Genomic DNA, 19,540 nt, shown 5'->3' on the forward strand with positions numbered 1-19,540 from the left:
CGGAGATGGAGAGACCATCATGAATAAATCAGCTGAAAGCGATCGCGGCGGCCTGACGGCGATGCAGACGCCGCCGGTGGTGTCACGGGAGGCGTGGGAGGCGGCGCGCCTCGAGATGCTGGTGAAGGAAAAGGCCCAGGTGCGGGCACGCGACGCGCTTGCGGCGGAGCGGCGGCGAATGCCCTGGATGGCGGTCGAGAAGCCGTATGTCTTCGAAGGACCGAACGGCAAGGCGAGCCTGCTCGACCTGTTCGAGGGCCGCCGGCAGCTGATCATCTACCGCGCCTTCTTCGAGCCCGGCGTGTTCGGCTGGCCGGATCATGGCTGCCGCGGCTGTTCGCTCGGCGCCGATCAGGTCAGTCATCTCTCCCATCTGAACCAGCGCGACACCACGCTCGCTTACGCCTCGCGCGCACCGCAGGCGGACATCGCGCGGCTGAAGGCGCGGATGGAGTGGGACATGCCGTGGTACACGATCACCGACAGTTTTGACACCGACTTCGGCGTTGCCGAGTGGCACGGCCACAACGTGTTCATCCGCGACGGCGAGCGGATCTTCCGCACTTATTTCGTCAACAGCCGCGGCGACGAGGCGATGGGTACGGTGTGGAGCTATCTCGACATCACGCCGCTCGGCCGCCAGGAACTCTGGGAGGACTCGCCGAAGGGTTACCCGCAGGGGCCGACCTACAAATGGTGGAACTGGCACGACAATTACGAGGCCGAGGCCACGCCGAACGCAAAATGGGCGGCGGTGACCGATGCCGGCGAGGCCGCGTTCCGCAAGATCGCGGAGCAGGAGCGCAAGGCGACGTAAGGGGTAGAGCAGGGAGAACGCGCGGCGTGCTTTCAAGGGCTTCGGTTTTGATTGGATCAGAACCGAAGCTCTCGCTTCTTGTCTTGCCTGCCTTCTTGACGCGGACCGGCGTCCACCTCGCTCGACGCTCTAGCGGCCATTGTCCCTGGCCGAGAGCGCCTTCAGCGCCGACAAGGTCTGCCGCAGCCCGCGATCGAGGCGCTTGTCGCGGCGGATCACCACCGCGAGCCGGCGGTAGAGCTTTGGTGACAACGACCGGACGATCAGGTCGCGTTGCTTGGTCCTGGCGGGAACGGCCATGCCGGGCAGCACCGCGCAGCCCAGCCCGGCGCGCACCATCTCCTTGATCGCCTCGACGCTGCCGAGCGACATCAACGGCTTCAACGACACGCCGCCGCGGGCCAGCCACTCGTCCGCGGTGCGTCTGGTGTTGCCGCCCGGCTCGAACAGCAGCACCGACCTGGTCGCCAGCACCTCCGGCGTGATCCGCGCCGGCAGTTGCATGTCGCGGGGCGCGATCAGCACGAACTCGTCGTTCACGACCGGCGTGATCTCGAAGCTGCGCCCCGACGCCGGCAGCGTGACAAGCGCGATGTCGATGGTGTTGTCCTCGACCGCCCGGGCGATCTCCGCGGTGTTGCCAGTCGTGACCGTGATCTCCAGCGAGGGCAGCGCGGCGCGCAGTTCCTTCAGGATCGGCGGCAGCAGGAAGATGCAGGCGGTCGCACCGGTGCCGAGCCGCACACGGCCTGCCGTTCCGGTCGTCTGCTGTGCAACGGCGTCGACCGCCGATGCCACCGCCGCATTGATCTGATGCGCGTGCGAGAGCAGCGCGACGCCGGCGGCGGTCGGTCTGGCCTTGCGTCCGACCCGCTCGATCAAGGTCGCATTGAGGCTGCGCTCGAGCTGGCGCACCTGCAGGCTCACCGCGGGCTGCGTGAGTTGCAGCCGCTCGGCCGCCGCCGAGAAGCTGCCGCAGTCGATCACGACGGCGAAGCTTTCGAGATAATCGAGGTTGAGGTTCTTCATCAAAGTATCTCTTATGCCGCGCATAAGCTGTCAAAGCTTCACTTATATAACGCCGAGGCGCATAGTCCGGCAAGCGACGGCTTCGGCAGACCGGGAGTGGGCATTGTCCGGCCTCAAATCCATTAGCGGTGTCATCGTCGAGCTGGGGCGCTATCTTGCGGTCTCGCCGCATTCGCGCATCCGCCGCCGGCAGGCGCTGCGCGAGCTCGACGATCGCCTGCTGGCCGATGTCGGACTGTCGCGCAGCGATGTCGAGATGAGCCCGTGGTGCCTGCAGCATGCACCGGCGCGCCGTCGAAGCACGGGCATAATGCCGCAAGACGAGGCAAGGATGAGAGACAACGAAGACACCGTGATCCGCGACGCCACAGAGGTCGACATGGCGGAGGTGCAGCGCATCTACGCGCACCACGTGCTCAACGGACTGGCGACCTTCGAGGAAGTGCCGCCGACACTCGACGAGATGCTCACGCGCCGTGCCGCCGTGCTGGCCGCGGGGCTGCCGTATCTCGTGGCCGATATCGAGGGACGGGTGGCCGGCTACTCCTACGCGACGGCGTACCGGCCGCGGCCGGCCTATCGCAACACCATTGAAGACTCGGTCTACGTGTCGGAAGCCCTGCGTGGCCGCCGCGTCGGCGCGGCGCTGCTGCGGGCGCTGATTGAACGATCGGAGGCGGGACGCTGGCGGCAAATGATCGCGGTGATCGGTAACAGCGGCAACGCCGGATCGATCGCGCTGCACCGTCGCATGGGCTTCGAGACGGTGGGGACACTGAGGTCGGTGGGCTTCAAGCTCGGGCAATGGGTCGACACCGTGCTGATGCAGCGGCCGTTGGGGCCGGGCGCTTCCACGCTTCCGTCAGACAAGGAAACGGCCCGGTGATCGCACGCCGGGTCGTGATTGCCCTCGGGCTGGCTCAACTGATCTCGTGGGGCGCGACCTACTATCTGATCGGCGGGTTCGGCGAGCAGATCGCCGCGGATCTGGGCTGGAGCCGCGACATCGTCTACGGCGGATTTGCTGCGGCGCTCTTGGTCATGGGGGTGACGTCGCCCCTTGCGGGCAGGTGGGTGGACAGAAGCGGTGGCCGGCAGGTCATGGTCGCGGGCGCGGTGATCAACGCGCTCGGCTGCGCCGGTCTCGCGCTCTCGCACCAGATCGGCAGCTATTTCGCATCCTGGATCGTTCTTGGCCTCGGTATGCGGTTGACGCTGTACGATGCCGCCTTCGCGGCGCTGGCCCGGATCGGCGGGCCGGAGGCGCGCCGTGCGATGTCCGGGATCACCTTGCTTGGTGGCTTGGCCGCCACCGTGTTCTGGCCGCTCGGCCATACGCTCTCGGACCATTTCGGCTGGCGCATCGCGGTGCTGGCCTATGCCGGCATTGCGCTATTGACGATCCCGCTGCATCTGCTGATTCCGAACCAGCGATTTGCCGGCGTGCCGGGCTCTGCTGCGGTGGCATCGAGGCAACCGCGCGCGGCGGGGCGACGGCAGCTTGCGGCTGCGAGCGGGCTCTATGCCGTGATTATGACCGGCGCGAACTTCCTGAACGCCGGCATGTCCGCGCACATGATCGCGGTGCTCACCGGCCTCGGGCTCACCGTCACTGTTGCGGTCTGGATCGCAACGCTGCGGGGGATCGGGCAATCCGCCGCGCGTCTCTGCGAAGTCCTGTTCGGCGGACGGCTCGATCCGCTCGTGCTCAACCTGATGGCCTGCCTGATCATGCCGCTCTCCTTCATCGCCGGCCTGTTCAGCGGATCAGCGCGGGAGATGGGGGTCGCGTTTGCGCTGCTCTACGGCGCGTGCAACGGCATTCTGACCATCACCAGGGGGACGCTGCCGCTCATCCTGTTCGATCATCGCAGCTATGGCACGCTGGTCGGCCGGCTCATTGTCCCGAGTTTCATCCTGCCGGCGGCGGCGCCGCTGATCTATGCAATCATGATCGACCGGTTCGGCGATGCGAGCGCGCTCTATCTCTCCACCGGTCTCGCCCTGGTGACGCTGCTTGCCGCCATCCTGCTCAAGCTGCTGTTTCCGCCGCCGCTCGCGGCCGCGAAGCAATAGCCGTCGGCGGTGTCGATCTCAACGCGCCGCCGGCTCGCGCGGCAGCCACAGCGACAGCCAGCCACCGAGCGCCAGCAGCGCGACGTTGCAGCCGAGCGCGATCGTGAAGGCGTGCGCGTAGTCATCGGCCTGCGGATGCGGCCCGAGCAGGCTGTAGAAGATGCCGCCGATCATCGCGACGCCGAGTGCGGCGCCGATCTGGAAGGTCGAGATCATCATGCCCGATGCCAGCCCGGCATGGCGCGGATCGATGCTGCCGATCACGGCCTTGATCACCGAGGGCATCACGGTGCCGAAGCCAAGCCCGCCGCAGATCAGACCGAATTCGAGGCTTTGCGGAAGCGCGCCGCCGACCGACAGCATCACGACACCGAAGCCGACAACCTGAAGCGCAAAGCCCAGCGTCAGCGTGCGCGGGCCAAGCCATTGCATCACCAGCGACGACACCAGCGAGCTGACGAAGAAGCCGGCGGCAAAGGGCAGGGTGGCAAGGCCGGCTTCCAGCGGAGATTGGTGCAGGCCACTTTGCAGGTAGACCGCGAAGGTCAAATAGAAAGACGACAGCATGTAGAAGGCCAGCGCCATCACCAGCCCGATCACGAAATCGCTGTTGCGCAGCAGATGCAGCGCGACCAGCGGGTCGCCGCCACGGGCTTCGAGGCGCGCCTCGTAGCGGACGAAAGCGGCGAGCATCAGCGGAGATGCCAGCAGCATCGCGACGATCCGGTTAGGCCAGCCGGATTCCCGGCCCTCGATCAGCGGATAGACCAGAAGGCCGAGCGTGAGCGACAGCAGAATGACGCCCCCGACGTCAAGCCGCTGCGCATGCGCGGCGTGCGAGTCGGTCAAGAACAGCAGGCCGCCGACGAAGGCGACGAGGCCGATCGGCACGTTGATCAGGAAGATGGCCTGCCAGGCCAGTCCGAACGGATGAGCCGAGACGAGCACGCCGCCAAGCAGCTGGCCGCAGATATTGGCAAGACCAAAAGTGGCGCCGTAGAACCCGAGCGCGCGGCCCTGTTCGGCCGCCGGAAACAGCACGCGGATCGAGGCGAGCACCTGTGGGGCCATCACGGTGGCGGTGAGGCCCTGCAAGATCCGTCCGGCGACCAGCATGGCCGGTGACCACGCGATGCCGCACAGCACGGATGCGATCGTGAAGCCGGCGACGCCGGTCAGGAACATCTGCCGCCGCCCCAGGAGGTCGCCGAGCCGGCCGCCGGTGATCAGGAACACGGCGTAGGTCGCGGCATAGGCCGAGATCACGAACTGCACCTCGCTCGGGCTGGCGCCGAGATTGTCGCGAATGGCCGGCAGCGCGAGATTGACGACATTGAAATCGAGGATCGGCAGGAAGGCGCCGGTGAGCAGCACCGGCAGCGCCAGCCATCGCCGCGGGTCGACCGTCGCCGGCCGCGCGGCGTGCAATTGCAACGTCTCGGTGGTCTCGCTCGTCACCTGCCAGCTCCTCTCGGCAATCGACGGCGCTCTCACAAGGGATGTCCGTCGGTTGAACATCCGGGAAGATGGCCTGTCCGTTTGTGATAGGATATTATCCAGTTATGCGAATTGAGTTTGCAAAAATGCACAGCGTCCTCGACTGGAACGACCTTCGGCTAGTCCTTGCGGTCGCGCGGGAAGGCAGCCTCTCAGGGGCGGCGCGCCGGCTCGGCGTCACGCATTCCACCGTGTTTCGCCGCCTCGGTACGATCGAGGACGCGATCGGAACGCGGCTGTTCGAGCGCTTCCGCGACGGCTACGCGCCGACGCCGGCTGGCGAGATCGCGGCGACGTCGGCAGCCCGGCTTGAGGACGAAGTGCTTGCGCTCGAGCGCAAGCTGGCGGGGCAGGACCTCAGGCCGTCGGGGCCGGTGCGGATCACGACGACGGACACGCTCGGCGCGGTACTGATGCGGCATCTGCCGGCGATGCGCGCCGCGCATCCGGAGATCCAGCCGGAGATCATCATCTCGAATGCGATGGCGAACCTGACGCGCCGCGAGGCCGAGATTGCGATCCGGCCGACGCCGGCACCATCCGAACTGCTGGTTGGACGGCGCATTGCCGAAATTGCCCATGCGGTCTACGGATCGCGCGCCTATCTCGCCCACCGCGTCGACAAGGATCTGTCGACGCACGACTGGATCGGGCTCGACGATGCGCTGGCGGGGACCGTCGTCGCCGGCTGGATGCGCGAGAACGTGCGTTCGGCGCGGATCACCTGCCGGGTCGATGCGCTGCCGGCGCTGCGCGATGCCGCGGCGGCGGGACTGGGGCTTGCCCTGCTGCCCTGCTATGTCGGCGATGTCGCGCCCACGCTGCGCCGGGTAACGCCGAAAGCACTGGCGGAGCCGCGTTCGGCGCTGTGGCTATTGACCCATGAGGATCTCAAGCGCACCGCGCGCATCCGCGCGACGCTCGATTTTCTCGCCAGGGCGCTCACCTCGGAGCGTGCGCTGTTCGAGGGAAAGCGCGCCGGAAGCACGCGTCGCTAGCCGGCCGGCGTGCAGATCGTTCAGGAGCCGACAACTTCCGTGACGGTATGGATGTCCGCTGCCGCGCGATTCGCAGGCATCCGATGATGCTCGCGGAAGGCACCAATGATCGTCTTCAGGACCGCACGGGATTTTGCATCTGACAGCGCCGACAGCAGCATGATCTCGGACGGCGGCAGGGCAGGCAGGCCGAGCCGCCGGCCGACCTCGATCGTCCCGGCCGGCGCGAGCCGGCGGGAGAATACCGAAGTAGCGAGGCCTGCGGCGACCGCATCGGCGACGGCAAAGGACCCACAGCCGAGGAAGCTTTCCGTCCACGGGATGTCCGCCGCCGACAGAGCGCGCGTCGCGATGTTGAGCACGCCGCAGGACGGCGAGGAGGCGGCGAGCCGCAGCGGCTCGCCCGCGCGATGGACGAAGTCCGGCGTTGCGAACCAGCCATAGTGATCCGTCGCCAGCATCTCGCCGTCGCGGCGGTCGTCCTCGCGGCGGATGATGGCGGCATCGATCTCGCCGCGATCGAAGGCGTCGAGCAGGTCGCGGGAATCCTCGAGCCGGACTTCGATGGTGAGCGCCGGGTCGTGCGCATGCAGCCGCGCCAGCAAGGTCGGAACCTCCGCGCCTCCGACATGGGTGGCAATGCCGAGCGAGAAGCGACGCGGGCGCACGGGCGACAACGCCGCGACGGCGCGATCATGCGCGGCGAGCAATTCCTGCGCCGGGGCGAGGAAAGCTGCGCCCTGTGCCGACAGGCGCACCAGGCGCGGTGTCCGTTCGATCAGCCTGTGGCCGAGCTGGCTTTCCAGCCGCTTCAACTTGACGCTGATCGCGCCTTGCGTGGTGCCGAGCGTTTCGGCGGCGCGGGTAAAGCTCTTGAGATCGGCGATGGTCACGAATGTCTTCACGGCGTCGACGTCGAGCGTGGTCATGTCAGTCATCCGGATTTGTTGTCTCTGAAATATCTAGTCATCCAATTCACCAATGCTCAAGCCATGACTAGCTTTGCGTTGTGAAGCGCCGTGGCCACCCGATTCCTGCCGCTGCTGCCTCAATACATCGTGAGTCGATCGATCGACGCTGCTGCCAGCACCCTGGCAACAGCGTGCGGTACGCCGTTGGCTTGCCACAACAAAAGGCCTGATCATGTCTACTGAACTGAGCCGCCGCGGCGTTGTCGTGCTGTCCGCCGTATGCCTTGCTTGCCTGATGTTCGGATTGGAGATTTCCAGCATCCCCGCGATCCTGCCGACGCTGGAGCGGGTGCTGCATGGCGACTTCAAGGCGCTGCAATGGATCATGAACGCCTACACGATCGCGGTCACCACGGTGCTGATGGCGATCGGGACGGTGGCGGACCGCTATGGTCGCAAGCGGATCTTCCTGGTCGCGATCGCGGCATTCGGCGTCACCTCGCTGATCTGCGGCGTTGCCTCGAGCGTCGAAATGCTGATTGTCGCCCGGTTCCTGCAGGGCCTCAGCGGCGGCGCGCTCTTGATCTGCCAGATCGCCGTGCTCTCGCACGAATTCCAGGGCGGCCGGGTGCGCGCTGTCGCCTGGGGCTGGTGGGGCGTCATCTTTGGCATCGGTCTCGGCTTCGGGCCGATCATCGGCGGCGCGGTTGTCGCGGTGCTGAGCTGGGAGTGGGTGTTCCTCGTCCACGTGCTGTTCGCGGCTGTCGCGTTCGTGCTCACGATCGGCGGCGTGCATGAATCGAAGGACCCGAAGGCCAGCAGCCTCGACGTCGCCGGTATCGTGACGATGTCGCTCGCGGTGTTCTGTCTCGCCTTCTACATTACGCAGGGGCCGGATCTCGGCTTCGTCAGCTCGAGGGGGCTTGCGATCCTCGGCGTTTCAGCAGTGAGCTTCGCAGCGTTCATTATTGCCGAGAGAATCAGCCGGCGGCCGATGTTCGACTTTTCAGTGTTCCGGATCCCGGCTTTCTCCGGTTCGATCGTCGGCTCCGCGGCGATGAACCTCAGCTACTGGCCGTTCATGATCTATCTGCCGATCTGGTTCCACGCCGGCCTGGGCTATGACAGCGTGTCCGCGGGACTTGCCTTGCTCGCCTATACGTTACCGACGCTGGTGATGCCGCCGTTCGCCGAGCGCCTGTCGCTGCGCTATCAGCCGGGTCTGATCATTCCGGTGGGGCTGTTCACCATCGGCGCAGGATTCATGCTGATGAAATTCGGCAGCGCCGCCGCGCAGGCGAACTGGACGACGATGTTGCCGGGCTGCCTGCTCGCCGGCATTGGTCTTGGCATCACCAACACGCCGGTCACCAACACGACGACCGGCTCGGTCTCGAGCGACCGCGCCGGCATGGCCTCGGGCATCGACATGAGCGCGCGAATGGTTTCGCTTTCGATCAACATCGCGCTGATGGGCTTCATCCTGGCGAGCGGCGTGCTGGCGCATCTGAAGGCGGTGCTGCCGGCGCTCGAAGGCGCGCAACTTCGCACCATCGCCGAGCGGATCGCTGCCGGCGACGTCGCATCGACACCGGAGCTGACCGGCCCGGTCGTGCATCAGGCACTCGCAAGCGGCTTCGGCTGGGTGATGCTCTATGGCGGCATCGGGGTGTGGATCATGGCCGCGCTCAGCTTCCTGATCTTCAACGCGCGGCCGGTGCGGCAGGCCGAGGGGGCTCAGGGCACGAAGTGAACATGATGTCGCCGTGTCTGCCCAGGGGAGGGGCGGGCAGGCGGTACCGGTCACTTCACGAGGGTCAGCAGCGGCTTGTCTTTCTCGACGATGTAGGTCGCTAGCTCGCTGGCGGTGACGTCGCCGACATTCCTCGCCGCATGGACCGTGCCGGCGGGAATGAACAGCACGTCGCCGGCCTTCAGCCTCGCCGGCGGCCTGCCGTCGACGTCGTATTCGAGCGTGCCGGCGAGCACGTAGATGATTTCTTCGCCCGGATGCGTATGGCGGCCGAATGCCTTGCCCGGCTCGATGTCGACCCGCACCTGCACGGCTTCACGCCCGCCGACGCTGAGGTCGTGGCGCTGCAGGTCGGTTCGCGTGAAGCCGGCCGGTTGCTGCGCCTGTGCGCTCGGTATGGTCAGGAGGCTGGCGGTGAACAAGGCCGTCCTTGCGAGCAGGCGCGTTGCCTTCATCAGCTTGCTGGTCATCTTGAACTCCATGATTTGCTTGCGTCCTTGTCCGACCACGAGCCGGCAAGCGGCCGGCCCGCGTCGGAGATCGTCGTGTGCTCGTTTCAAACGAGGGTGGTCGTGACATCGATGTTGCCGTGGACCGCCTTGGAGTAGGGGCAGATGCCGTGCGCGGCTTCGATCAGCTGCTGCGCAACCTCGCGCTCGACGCCGGGGACGTGGACGGTGAGGCGGGCGCTCAGGAAGAAGGCGCTGCCGGCCTGGTTCAGATCGATCTCGGCGTCGACCTCGGGCTCGCTCGCGAGCTTGACCTTGCGCTGACCGGCGGCGAGCTGGATCGGGCCGATGTAGCAGGCCGACCAGGCGGCCGCGAACAGGTTTTCCGCGGCAGGGTGCGGCTGCGGCAGCTTGACGTCGAGGAAGCCGTCGCGCGAGCGGGCGGCGCCATTCGGGCCGGCGGTGACGTGGGTCTTTCCGGTGACGAGAACCTTTGCATTGGCAGTCATGGCGAACTCCTTTCGGATGAATACATATCGTATCCGATCTAATCGTGTACGCGTCAAAGTAGGCCTCGGGCTTGATCGTGTCAAGCACTTCCGATTTAATCGGATACGATTTATATTGACCGGGACATCACAAACTCCGGAGACGCCCGTGACCCGCACCTCCAAGGCCGAGACCAAGGGCCGAAAACTCTCGAATTTTCTGTGCTTTGCGGTCTATTCGGCCAATCTGGCCTTCGGCCGCGCCTACAAGCCGATCCTGGATGCGGTCGGCCTGACCTACACCCAATACATCGCCATGGTGGCGCTGTCGGAAGAGGACGAGCAGACCGTCAGCGCGCTCGGCGAGAAGCTGTTCCTGGAATCCAACACGCTGACGCCGATCCTCAAGAAGCTCGAGCAGAGCGGCTATATCAGCCGTACCCGCGATCCCGCCGATGAGCGGCAGGTTCGCGTGAGCCTGACGCCGGCCGGCCGACGCCTGCTCGACAAGGACATCAATGTGTCCCTGGTCGAAGCCACCGGGCTCGGAGACGAATTTCCCGTCGTGCAGAAGACCGTCGCGAGGCTGCGCGACAATCTGTTGCGCAACACACGCGCCGATCCGAAGAAGGGCTGATCCTGCGGGCCAAACCCGATCCTGAATTTGCTCTAGCCAACGAGTTCAGGAACTGCGGGTCGCGACGCGCTCGTCCCGCTTCGATCCGATCCGAGGTGCACGGGCCCTGGCAATTTGATGCGGACAAGAAGGCCGTGCGGCGCGTTGTCGTGCAGGGACAGCTCGCCGCCATGCCCGCACACCATGGCCTGCGCGATCGAAAGGCCAAGTCCGAAGCCGCTTGTCTCGTCCATGGTGCGGGCCTCGTCGCCCCGGACGAACGGCTTCAGCATTTCGGCCCGGCGGTGCTCCGGAATCCCCGGACCGTCGTCCGAGACATCGATGGTGACCTGATCGGCTGACGCACCCAGCCGGATGTCGACTTCGCTACCGAACCTCAGGGCATTCTCCACCAGGTTGGTCACGGTGCGGCTGATCTCGCTCGGGCGGATCAGGAGCGAAGCCCTGGCCGGGCCCTGGTAGCGCACGACGTGGCCGCAATCGGAGAACTGCTCGCAGATCGTCTGCAGCAGGGCGGCGACGTTCACCAGCGTCGGCTTCGCCGCGCTGCCGCCGCTCAGGAATGACAGCACGGATTCCAGCATCGCCTGCATCTGGTCGAGGTCGTGCAGGGTCTCTGCGCGCTGGGCATCGCTTTCGATATATTCGGACCTCAGCCGCAGCCGGGTGATCGGCGTGCGCAGGTCGTGACTGATGGCGGCGAGCATGCGCGTGCGGTCATTCATCAACGTGGTGATGCGTTCGCGCATGCGATTGAGCGCGACCGCTGCGGCGCGGATTTCCTCCGGGCCGGTCTCCGGCAACGGTGCGGCCGCCTGGCTGATGCTGAAATTCTCGGCGGCGCGGGCGAACGCGGAGAGCGGCGCGCTGAGCGCGCGGCCGGCCCAGACGCCGAGCAGCGTGACGCTCACAAACAGGAACAGGAACGTGCTCACCCAGAACCCGCCGAAGAACGGCGGCATTTTCATCGGGCCGATCGTCGCTTCGAACAGCGCTCCGTCCGGCAACCGAACCGCCGCCGGCGCGGTCTTCGAGGAAAACTCGTCGATATCGTCGGCGCCGGGCCGCTCTGACGAAGCACCGTCGGACGAGCCCGGACCTGCGTCGCGCAATGTGAGGTGCAGGCGAGGAAAGGCTCGATCGGCCGCGCGCAACAGCGTTGCTCGATCGGCCGCAGGGGCCTCGGCCAGAAGCTTGGCAACCAGCTGGAACTGATGGATTGGCCTATCCGCGAGCGATCTCGGCTTCTGGCTGATGAAATAGAGCCCGATCAGCGCATGGATGAGCACCAGCGACAGCAGGATCAGCGCGGCGATCTGGCCACTGATCCGGTGGAAGCTGAAAAGCGCGGCAATCCTGCGGGGGTCCAGCTCATGCGTCCTCCACATGCGGCGTGAAGATGTAGCCGCCGGTGCGCACCGTCCGGATCACCGACGATCCTTCGCTCGTATCGAGCTTGCGGCGAAGCCGGCTGACCAGCACGTCGATGCTGCGCCCGAACGGACTGGCCGGCCGGCTGCGCGTCATGGTCAGGAGGCCATCCCGCGTCAGGATCCTGCCCGGCCGCTCGCAGAACACCTGCAGCAGGTCGAACTCCGCGCTGGTCAACGGGACCTGGGCGCCGTCGGGATCGCGCAATTCGCGCAGGCGAAGATCGATGGTCCAGTCCTGGAAGCGCAGGCGCGCGGCGCTCTGGCCCGAGCGCCCGGCAAGGCCGGCCTGGGCCTGCCGGCGCAGCACGGCGTTGATCCGTGCCAGCAACTCGCGCGGATTGAACGGCTTGGCGAGATAATCATCCGCGCCCATCTCGAGCCCGAGGATCCGGTCGAGGTCCTCGCCCTTTGCCGTGAGGATGATGATCGGGATCGTCGAGTCGCCGCGCAGGCGGCGACACAGGGTTAGTCCATCCTCTCCGGGCAGCATCAGATCGAGGACGACGAGATCGAGCGAATGCCCGGCAAGGTAACGATCCATTTCCCTGCCGTTCGAGGCGGTGGCCACCAGGCAGGATTGGTCGCGCAGGTAGCGGGCAATCAGGTCTCTGGTCTGCAGATCGTCTTCGACGACCAGGATCTTCGGAGTGTTTGCAAGCATGATCCGCGACGGGCCCTCATCATAAGGTCATTGGCGCGCGTTCCGACGCGCTCAGCCACCAATCGACCAGCATACGCGTCGCTTGTGGGCGGCATTGCGCCTTTTCGTAAGCATAGTGTTTCTGAACTGTAAGCGTCGCTCGCAGTCCGAAACAATCGGCGATGCCGGCCGCGTCGCATCGCGCTCACAGTCCCAAACCACTGGAAATAATCCCGCAATCCTGCAGCCACACCGCAGCCATCACCATCCCGTCACAACGGGCTTGTTGTTCGCGAGGTGTGGAATGAAGACGTGGCGGGGCTTTGTCGCGGCAATCGTGCTGTCGGGCTTTTCGATCCCGGGGACGCCGGTGACATGGCCGTTGTTGGCTCCGGTGGCGGCCCAATCGGTCGATGCGATTACGGTCGAAGGCAACCGGCGGGTCGAGGCGGAGACCATCCGCTCCTATTTCAGGCCGGGGCCCGGCGGCCATCTCGATCAGGCTGCCATTGACGATGGCCTCAAGGAGCTGGTCGGGATCGGATTGTTCCAGGACGTCAAGATCAATCAGGCGGGCGGCAGGATCGTCGTTTCGGTGGTCGAGAATCCGGTGATCGACCGCGTCGCGTTCGAGGGCAACAAGAAGATCAAGGACGAGCAGCTCTCGGCCGAAATGCAGTCCAAGCCGCGGGGTACCCTGTCGCGGCCGATGGTGCAGTCGGATGCGCTGCGGATCGCCGAGATTTATCGGCGCTCAGGCCGCTACGACGTGCACGTCACGCCGGAAATCATCGAACGCTCGAACAACCGCGTCGATCTGGTCTTCACCGTCGATGAGGGAGCGAAGACCGGCATCAAGACCATCGAGTTCATGGGCAACAACAGTTTTTCAGCGGCGCGCCTGAAAGACGTGATCAAGACCCATGAGACAAACTTCCTGAGCTTTCTCGGCAACGCCGACATCTATGACCCGGATCGCGTCGAGGCCGATCGTGACCTGATCCGCCGCTTCTATCTGAAGCACGGCTACGCGGACGTCCAGGTCGTGGCTGCACTCGCCGAGTATGATCCAGAGCGTAAGGGCTTTCAGGTGACGTTCAAGATCGATGAGGGGCAGCAATACCGCGTTGCGACGGTCAGTTTCCGCTCAAACATTGCGGGCTTCGATCCGACGACGCTGCGTTCATTGTCGCGTGTCAGCGAAGGCTCGCTCTACAATGTCGAGGCGGTCGAGAAGTCGGTCGAGGACATGCAGATCGAAGCGTCGCGCCGCGGCTACGCCTTCGCGGTGGTTCGTCCGGACGGTGTCCGGAATTTCGAGGCCCACACGGTGGGGATCGTGTTTCGCGTGGAGGAGGGGCCGCGCACCTATATCGAGCGGATCGACATTCGCGGCAACGGCCGCACCCGAGACTACGTGATCCGGCGTGAGTTCGATCTCTCCGAGGGCGATGCGTATAACCGTGCGCTGGTCGATCGCGCCGAGCGGCGGCTGAAGAATCTGGACTACTTCAAGACCGTCAAGATCACCACCGAGCCCGGCTCGACGAGCGATCGCGTCATTCTGATCGTCAACCTGGAGGAAAAGTCGACCGGCGACTTTTCCGTGTCGGGCGGTTATTCCACGACGGACGGCGCGCTTGCCGAGGTCAGCATCTCGGAGCGAAATCTGCTCGGCCGTGGCCTGTTCGCCAAGGCAACGGTCAGCTACGGCCAGTACTCGCGCGGCCTTTCGCTCTCCTTCGTCGAGCCGTATTTGCTCGACTATCGCGTCGCGCTCGGGCTCGATGCGTATTACAAGGAGCAGCTGCCGACCGACTACACGACCTATGGCGTGAAGACGATCGGGTTCTCACCGCGGCTGGGCCTTGCCTTGCGCGAGGACCTGACCCTCCAGCTGCGGTATTCGCTCTATCAGCAGGAAATCTCACTCGATAGCGCCTATGCGAACTGCAACAACAATCCGTCCAACCCGTCGCTCGCGTTCAATCCGACGCCTGCCTACATCCAGAGTGTGCTCGGCGGCGTCGACCCCACGAACTCGGTCTCGTCAGGGCTGTATGGATATGGTTGCTACGGCGACGGAGAATCCACCCTGCCGGTGCGCAAGGAGTTGGCCGCCGGGGCGACCTGGACCTCGCAGATCGGCTACACGCTGAGCTACAACACCCTCGACAACAACAAGAACCCGACCGACGGCCTGCTGATCGACTTCAAGCAGGACTTTGCCGGCGTCGGCGGCGACGTGACGTATCTGAAGAGCGCGGTCGACGCGAAATACTATACGCCGCTGGTGTCCGACCTGATCGGACTGATTCACCTGCAGGGTGGCCTGCTCACCAAGGTCGGCGACAACGATCTGCGCATGCTGGACCATTTCCAGATGGGGCCGAATCTCGTGCGCGGCTTTGCCACCAACGGCATCGGGCCGCGCGACATCACCTATGCGAGCCTCGGCGCGGTCGGGGATGCGCTCGGCGGCACCAAATATTGGGGTGCGTCGATGGAGCTGCAGATGCCGTTTTGGTTCCTGCCCTCCGAGGTTGGGCTGAAGGGGGCTGTCTATGCGGACGCCGGCTCGCTCTGGGGTTACGAAGGCCCGACGTCGTGGGCCGCAACCGGCGAGGTGAATACGTCTGCTTGCAAATGCGGCCTCCAATACGACGATGGGAACGTGGTACGAACCTCGGTCGGTGTCGGCCTGATCTGGGCCTCGCCGTTCGGCCCGCTGCGCTTCGATTACGCCGTGCCGATCACGAAGGGCAAATACGACATCGTGCAGGAGTTCCGGTTCGGAGGCGGGACTTCATTCTGAGCCGACAGTCGCTCCGCTTGCCGGACTGCGTCGCGGGTTGCGGCCAGCGTGACGCCTGCCATGCCGTCCTGCCGCTTGCGGCGGCCGGAGAAGCGGGGCAGGCTGCTTCGGTTCAATTCCCATCCGAGGCAATCCATGTCACGCGTGTCAATCAAGACCAGGAACGACCTGCCGAGCGAGCTCAAGCCGCTGTGGGACAAGATGACCACCTATGGCGCGTTCGAGAACCAGGCAGGCGTCATGGCGCAGCGCCTGCCGATCTTCAAGCACATGTGGTCGCTGCTGGTCGATCTCGCCGACGAGGCGGTGGTCTCGAAGCGGCATCTCGAGCTCGCGCTGGTGACGGTCTCGCTGCTCAACAAGTGCGACTATTGCGTTTCGCACCATGCGCCGAAGCTCGCGATCCAGGGGGTCTCGGAGGCGGGCGCCGAGCGGCTGCTCGACTATCAGGATCATCCCGAACTCGATGCGCTCGACAAGCTCGTGGTCGAATATGCGATCGCCGTCACCAACAACTGGAACAAGACCCGCGACGAGATCTTCGCACGCCTGCGGGAACACTTCTCGGAAGCGCAGATTGTCGAGCTGACCTGGCGGATCGCGCTGTGCGGCGCCTTCAATCGCTTCAACGACATCTTGCAGCTCGATGTCGAGCAGGGCGTTCCGCAGCGCGAGGCCGCGGAGTGACGGCCTGATCAGGCCTTAGGTAGGACGCAGCCGCCGAGCGTCGCCAGCACGAAATCGGCCCGCTCTGCGGGCGATGTCTTCGGCAGGCTGATGACGTCGTAGCCGAGCATCGGAAGCGTCTCCATCAGACGCTGATATTCCGCCGTCGCTGCTTCGAAGCCATGCCGCCGCTCCGCATCGGTGACGTAGATCTCGGGCCACGGCGGCGTCATGAACACGCGACCGTGGTAGCTTAGTGCGGCGCAGATCGCGTGCAGCACCGGCTCGCCCGTCAACGCCTGCAGTGCCGACGCCGCGTCGACGATGCCGCGATCGAAGAACACCCATCCGGAATGAGCGCGGGCCGCCTCGATATCTTTCAATCCCACGTCGATGGCGCAACGCAGGAAGGCCGCCGCATCGGCCCAGGGCAAGGCCTTGCCGCCGGACGCGAGCTCATCGGCAACGATGCGGCGGCCGGGCTCTTCGACGACCGGATAGCCGCGTGCGCAGAGTTCGGCCAGCAGGGTCGATTTTCCACCGCCGGAGCAGCCGGAGATCAGGACGAAGCGGTTTTGCAAAGGGTGTCCTTTCATCAATCGTCACACCGCATGAACGAGCACTCCGCGAACGCGGGTTGCCCGATAGGCTTGAAATCTTGGGGAAGAAGGCGCGCGGAAATGTCTCGACGCGCCGAGTGAGCATAGCTTCGAATGTGACGCAAATGGGGGCGCGCTTGACGAATTCTTCAGTGCCGCGCCGATAAGCTCGATCAAGCATGGTTGTATCAAGCTTGAAGGGACGACGTACATGGCATCACGCTCGACCGTCTGCACGACGCTCGCGCTGCTAGTCTGCGCCGCGGTGCTGCAGCCGGCGCGCGCCGCTGAACCCGGCGAACCGGTCCGAGTCGGCGCGGTGCTGCCGTTTTCCGGCGGGGTCGAGCTTTACGGCCAGCAGGCGAAACTCGGGCTCGATCTCGCCGCCAAGGACATCAACGCGGCCGGCGGCATTCTCGGCCGGCCGGTCGAGGTTATCTATGTCGACGACAAGACACGGCCGGGTTCGGCCGCTGAGGCGATGCGCTCGCTGATCGAGAAGCAGGGCGTGCTGGCGGTGGTCGGTCCGATCACGTCGCAAAACCTGAATGCGCTGGTGCCGATTGCCGAGAGCTCGAAGACGCCGCTGCTCTATGCAACCAATTACGAGGGCGGCAAATGCAGCCGCTATCTGTTTTCGTTCGGCGCGGTGCCGAACCAGGAGCTCGGCCAGCTGCTGCCCTATATGACCGGGACTTTCGGCAACACCTACTTCCTGCTCGGTGCCGACCGGGTCTGGCCGCATCAGATGTTCGGCATCGCGCAGCCCCTGATCGAGAAGCTCGGCGGCAAGGTGGTCGCGACGAAATACACGCTGGGAATCGAGACCGACTTCTCACCGCTGATCAAGGAGATCGCGGCGAGCAAGGCAAAGGTACTGCTGTTCGCGCTGAAGGGCGACGGGATGGATTTCATCCGGCAGGCAGACGAGGCCGGATTGCTGAAGGACATCACCGTTGCGTTCCTCGGATTGTCCGAAGTCGACCTCGGCATCTTCCGCGGCAAGGGGCAGAACATGGTGACCGTGGTGCCGGCGGTCGCGGCGAGCGAGGATCCTGCCGTCAAGGCGTTCGTCGCGAAGGCCCGCGCCGCCGCGGAGCCGGGTGTCGCGGTGTCGAACTATGTGGTGACGCATTACAGCACGCTGATCGCGCTCAAGGCGGCGGCCGAGAAGGCCGGCAAGCTCGACAAGGAGGCGATCATCGACGCGATGGCGGGCATCGCCATTCCGTCGCCGACCGGCCCTGTCACGCTCGGTCAGGATCATCACGTGGCGATGAACATGTTCATTGCCGAGACGCAGGGTTCGGAACTCGTGCAGGTGCGAGCACTCGGCGAGATCGCGCCGGAGCCGGGGTGCAGTCTGGCCGGCCGCTGACCAGGAGGAATATGTCGGTAGCGGCGCTCGAGGCCGCGATGCTCGCAAAAAAGTGAGCTGGCGCGCTCGTCAGCTGTCGGTTTCGCGTCGTCCCGCTCGTCTTCCAGCCAGAACGAGCTGTATGGGAGTTCCGGAATGAGCAATTCGACCTATCGCTGGGTGATCGTCGCGGCCGGCGGCCTGCTCGGCTGCGTCGCGATCGGCGGCATGTTTTCGCTGCCGGTGTTCCTCCAGCCCATGGCGCGCGAGACCGGCTGGTCGGTGACCGGCATCTCCAGCGCGATGACGATCGGCTTCCTCGCGATGGCCTTCACCAGCATGATCTGGGGCACGCTGTCGGACCGCTTCGGGCCGCTCCCGGTGGTGCTGACCGGATCGGTCGTGCTGGCGGCAAGCCTCGCGCTGGCCAGCCAGGCGCCATCGCTGCTGGCCTTTCAGTTCGTGTTCGGCGCGCTGGTCGGCGCGGCAACGGCGGCGATCTTCGCCCCGATGATGGCCTGCGTCACCGGTTGGTTCGACACCCATCGAAGCCTCGCCGTCTCAGTGGTGTCGGCCGGCATGGGCATGGCGCCGATGACGATGTCGCCGCTCGCGGCCTGGCTGATCTCCCATCACGACTGGCGCACCGCGATGCTGATCGTCTCGGGCGTGGTCGGCGCGATCATGATCCCGGTCTCATTCCTGGTGCGCCGCCCGCCGGCGCTGCAGGGCGACCACGCTGAAGCGGTCTCGGAGAACGGCGAACCGCCGATGTCGCTGGCGCAGGCGCTGCGCTCGCCGCAATTCATTATTCTGATCGCGACCAATTTCTTTTGCTGCGCTACCCATTCGGGCCCGATCATCCATACCGTGAGTTACGCGGTCACCTGCGGCATTCCGATGGTTGCCGCGGTGACGATCTACAGCGTCGAAGGGCTCGCCGGGATGGGCGGCCGCATCGCCTTCGGCCTGCTCGGCGACCGTTTTGGCGCCAAGCGCGTGCTGGTGCTCGGATTGCTGGCGCAGGCGTTCGGCGCGCTCGGCTACGTCTTCGTGCGCGAGCTTGCTGCATTCTACGCGGTGGCCGCGATCTTCGGCTTCATCTATGCCGGCACCATGCCGCTGTATTCCGTGCTGATCCGCGAGAACTTCCCGCTGCGGATGATGGGCACAGTGATCGGCGGCACCGCAATGGCCGGCAGCCTCGGCATGGCGACCGGACCGCTCGCCGGCGGCCTGATCTACGACACCTTCGCGAGCTACACATGGCTCTATGTCGGCTCCTGGGCGGTCGGCATCGGCGCGTTCCTGATCATGATGACCTTCCGCCCGATGTCGGCGGCGCGGCCCACGGCGGTGCCTGCGCCGGCATGAG

Annotated in this window: 18 protein-coding genes; 10 read left to right on the plus strand and 8 right to left on the minus strand. The window is 65.3% G+C overall.

What is annotated here, in order from left to right; genetic code table 11:
* Positions 1-19 precede the first annotated feature (19 nt).
* Positions 20-817, plus strand: coding sequence for a DUF899 domain-containing protein (locus ACVWY5_RS14225; RefSeq protein ID WP_050386702.1), 798 nt, complete (start codon positions 20-22; stop codon positions 815-817).
* A 129-nt stretch (positions 818-946) separates the two neighbouring features.
* Here ACVWY5_RS14225 and ACVWY5_RS14230 read toward each other — a convergent pair whose 3' ends face one another.
* The gene (locus ACVWY5_RS14230) at positions 947-1,846 is read right to left on the minus strand and encodes a LysR family transcriptional regulator (protein ID WP_028335082.1); all 900 of its coding nucleotides are present in this window, start codon (positions 1,844-1,846) and stop codon (positions 947-949) included.
* 103 nt (positions 1,847-1,949) lie between these two features.
* Between ACVWY5_RS14230 and ACVWY5_RS14235 the strand changes: the two genes are divergently transcribed.
* Together ACVWY5_RS14235 and ACVWY5_RS14240 are read left to right on the plus strand one after the other, a co-directional pair.
* Entirely contained in the window at positions 1,950-2,732 is a 783-nt protein-coding gene (locus tag ACVWY5_RS14235; protein WP_038377606.1) for a GNAT family N-acetyltransferase, read from the plus strand.
* Positions 2,729-3,922, plus strand: a complete 1,194-nt coding sequence (locus ACVWY5_RS14240) for an MFS transporter (protein WP_028335084.1) — start codon at positions 2,729-2,731, stop codon at positions 3,920-3,922. The genes ACVWY5_RS14235 and ACVWY5_RS14240 overlap by 4 nt, the downstream gene beginning before the upstream one ends.
* Positions 3,923-3,940: 18 nt before the next feature.
* Here the strand turns inward: ACVWY5_RS14240 and ACVWY5_RS14245 are convergent, their stop codons facing one another.
* On the minus strand, positions 3,941-5,380 hold the full coding sequence (locus tag ACVWY5_RS14245) for an MFS transporter (RefSeq protein ID WP_063616608.1): 1,440 nt from the start codon (positions 5,378-5,380) through the stop codon (positions 3,941-3,943).
* A gap of 125 nt (positions 5,381-5,505) precedes the next feature.
* Between ACVWY5_RS14245 and ACVWY5_RS14250 the strand changes: the two genes are divergently transcribed.
* Positions 5,506-6,417, plus strand: a complete 912-nt coding sequence (locus ACVWY5_RS14250) for a LysR family transcriptional regulator (RefSeq protein ID WP_028335086.1) — start codon at positions 5,506-5,508, stop codon at positions 6,415-6,417.
* Between the two features lie 20 nt (positions 6,418-6,437).
* On the opposite strand, the gene ACVWY5_RS14255 is transcribed toward ACVWY5_RS14250, so the two are convergent.
* Positions 6,438-7,346 (minus strand): LysR family transcriptional regulator, encoded by a 909-nt coding sequence (locus ACVWY5_RS14255; protein WP_051376201.1) that lies wholly within the window; start codon positions 7,344-7,346, stop codon positions 6,438-6,440.
* A 214-nt stretch (positions 7,347-7,560) separates the two neighbouring features.
* Here ACVWY5_RS14255 and ACVWY5_RS14260 point away from each other — a divergent pair, with 214 nt between their 5' ends.
* Positions 7,561-9,081, plus strand: coding sequence for an MFS transporter (locus tag ACVWY5_RS14260; RefSeq protein ID WP_038377607.1), 1,521 nt, complete (start codon positions 7,561-7,563; stop codon positions 9,079-9,081).
* Between the two features lie 50 nt (positions 9,082-9,131).
* Here ACVWY5_RS14260 and ACVWY5_RS14265 read toward each other — a convergent pair whose 3' ends face one another.
* Positions 9,132-9,536, minus strand: coding sequence for a cupin domain-containing protein (locus tag ACVWY5_RS14265; protein WP_038377618.1), 405 nt, complete (start codon positions 9,534-9,536; stop codon positions 9,132-9,134).
* A gap of 101 nt (positions 9,537-9,637) precedes the next feature.
* Positions 9,638-10,039 carry an Ohr family peroxiredoxin gene (locus ACVWY5_RS14270; RefSeq protein WP_028335089.1) on the minus strand — a complete coding sequence of 134 codons (402 nt, stop codon included), beginning with the start codon at positions 10,037-10,039 and terminating at the stop codon, positions 9,638-9,640.
* A 148-nt stretch (positions 10,040-10,187) separates the two neighbouring features.
* On the opposite strand from ACVWY5_RS14270, the gene ACVWY5_RS14275 reads away from it, so the two are divergent.
* Positions 10,188-10,655: a MarR family winged helix-turn-helix transcriptional regulator gene (locus tag ACVWY5_RS14275; RefSeq protein ID WP_028335090.1), complete on the plus strand. Its 468-nt coding sequence runs from the start codon at positions 10,188-10,190 to the stop codon at positions 10,653-10,655.
* A gap of 32 nt (positions 10,656-10,687) precedes the next feature.
* Here ACVWY5_RS14275 and ACVWY5_RS14280 read toward each other — a convergent pair whose 3' ends face one another.
* Together ACVWY5_RS14280 and ACVWY5_RS14285 are read right to left on the minus strand one after the other, a co-directional pair.
* Positions 10,688-12,043, minus strand: coding sequence for an ATP-binding protein (locus ACVWY5_RS14280; RefSeq protein ID WP_456671674.1), 1,356 nt, complete (start codon positions 12,041-12,043; stop codon positions 10,688-10,690).
* Entirely contained in the window at positions 12,027-12,749 is a 723-nt protein-coding gene (locus ACVWY5_RS14285; RefSeq protein WP_028335092.1) for a response regulator, read from the minus strand. The genes ACVWY5_RS14280 and ACVWY5_RS14285 overlap by 17 nt, the downstream gene beginning before the upstream one ends.
* Before the next feature lie 283 nt (positions 12,750-13,032).
* Between ACVWY5_RS14285 and bamA the strand changes: the two genes are divergently transcribed.
* Positions 13,033-15,543 carry an outer membrane protein assembly factor BamA gene (gene bamA, locus ACVWY5_RS14290; protein WP_028335093.1) on the plus strand — a complete coding sequence of 837 codons (2,511 nt, stop codon included), beginning with the start codon at positions 13,033-13,035 and terminating at the stop codon, positions 15,541-15,543.
* 135 nt (positions 15,544-15,678) lie between these two features.
* The gene (locus ACVWY5_RS14295; protein ID WP_028335094.1) at positions 15,679-16,230 is read left to right on the plus strand and encodes a carboxymuconolactone decarboxylase family protein; all 552 of its coding nucleotides are present in this window, start codon (positions 15,679-15,681) and stop codon (positions 16,228-16,230) included.
* An 8-nt stretch (positions 16,231-16,238) separates the two neighbouring features.
* On the opposite strand, the gene ACVWY5_RS14300 is transcribed toward ACVWY5_RS14295, so the two are convergent.
* Positions 16,239-16,805, minus strand: a complete 567-nt coding sequence (locus tag ACVWY5_RS14300) for an AAA family ATPase (RefSeq protein ID WP_028335095.1) — start codon at positions 16,803-16,805, stop codon at positions 16,239-16,241.
* 214 nt (positions 16,806-17,019) lie between these two features.
* Here ACVWY5_RS14300 and ACVWY5_RS14305 point away from each other — a divergent pair, with 214 nt between their 5' ends.
* The gene (locus ACVWY5_RS14305) at positions 17,020-18,186 is read left to right on the plus strand and encodes an ABC transporter substrate-binding protein (RefSeq protein ID WP_028335096.1); all 1,167 of its coding nucleotides are present in this window, start codon (positions 17,020-17,022) and stop codon (positions 18,184-18,186) included.
* A 135-nt stretch (positions 18,187-18,321) separates the two neighbouring features.
* Positions 18,322-19,539 carry an MFS transporter gene (locus ACVWY5_RS14310; RefSeq protein ID WP_028335097.1) on the plus strand — a complete coding sequence of 406 codons (1,218 nt, stop codon included), beginning with the start codon at positions 18,322-18,324 and terminating at the stop codon, positions 19,537-19,539.
* Position 19,540: the final 1 nt, after the last annotated feature.

It is taken from the genome of Bradyrhizobium sp. USDA 3256 (genome assembly GCF_054058275.1).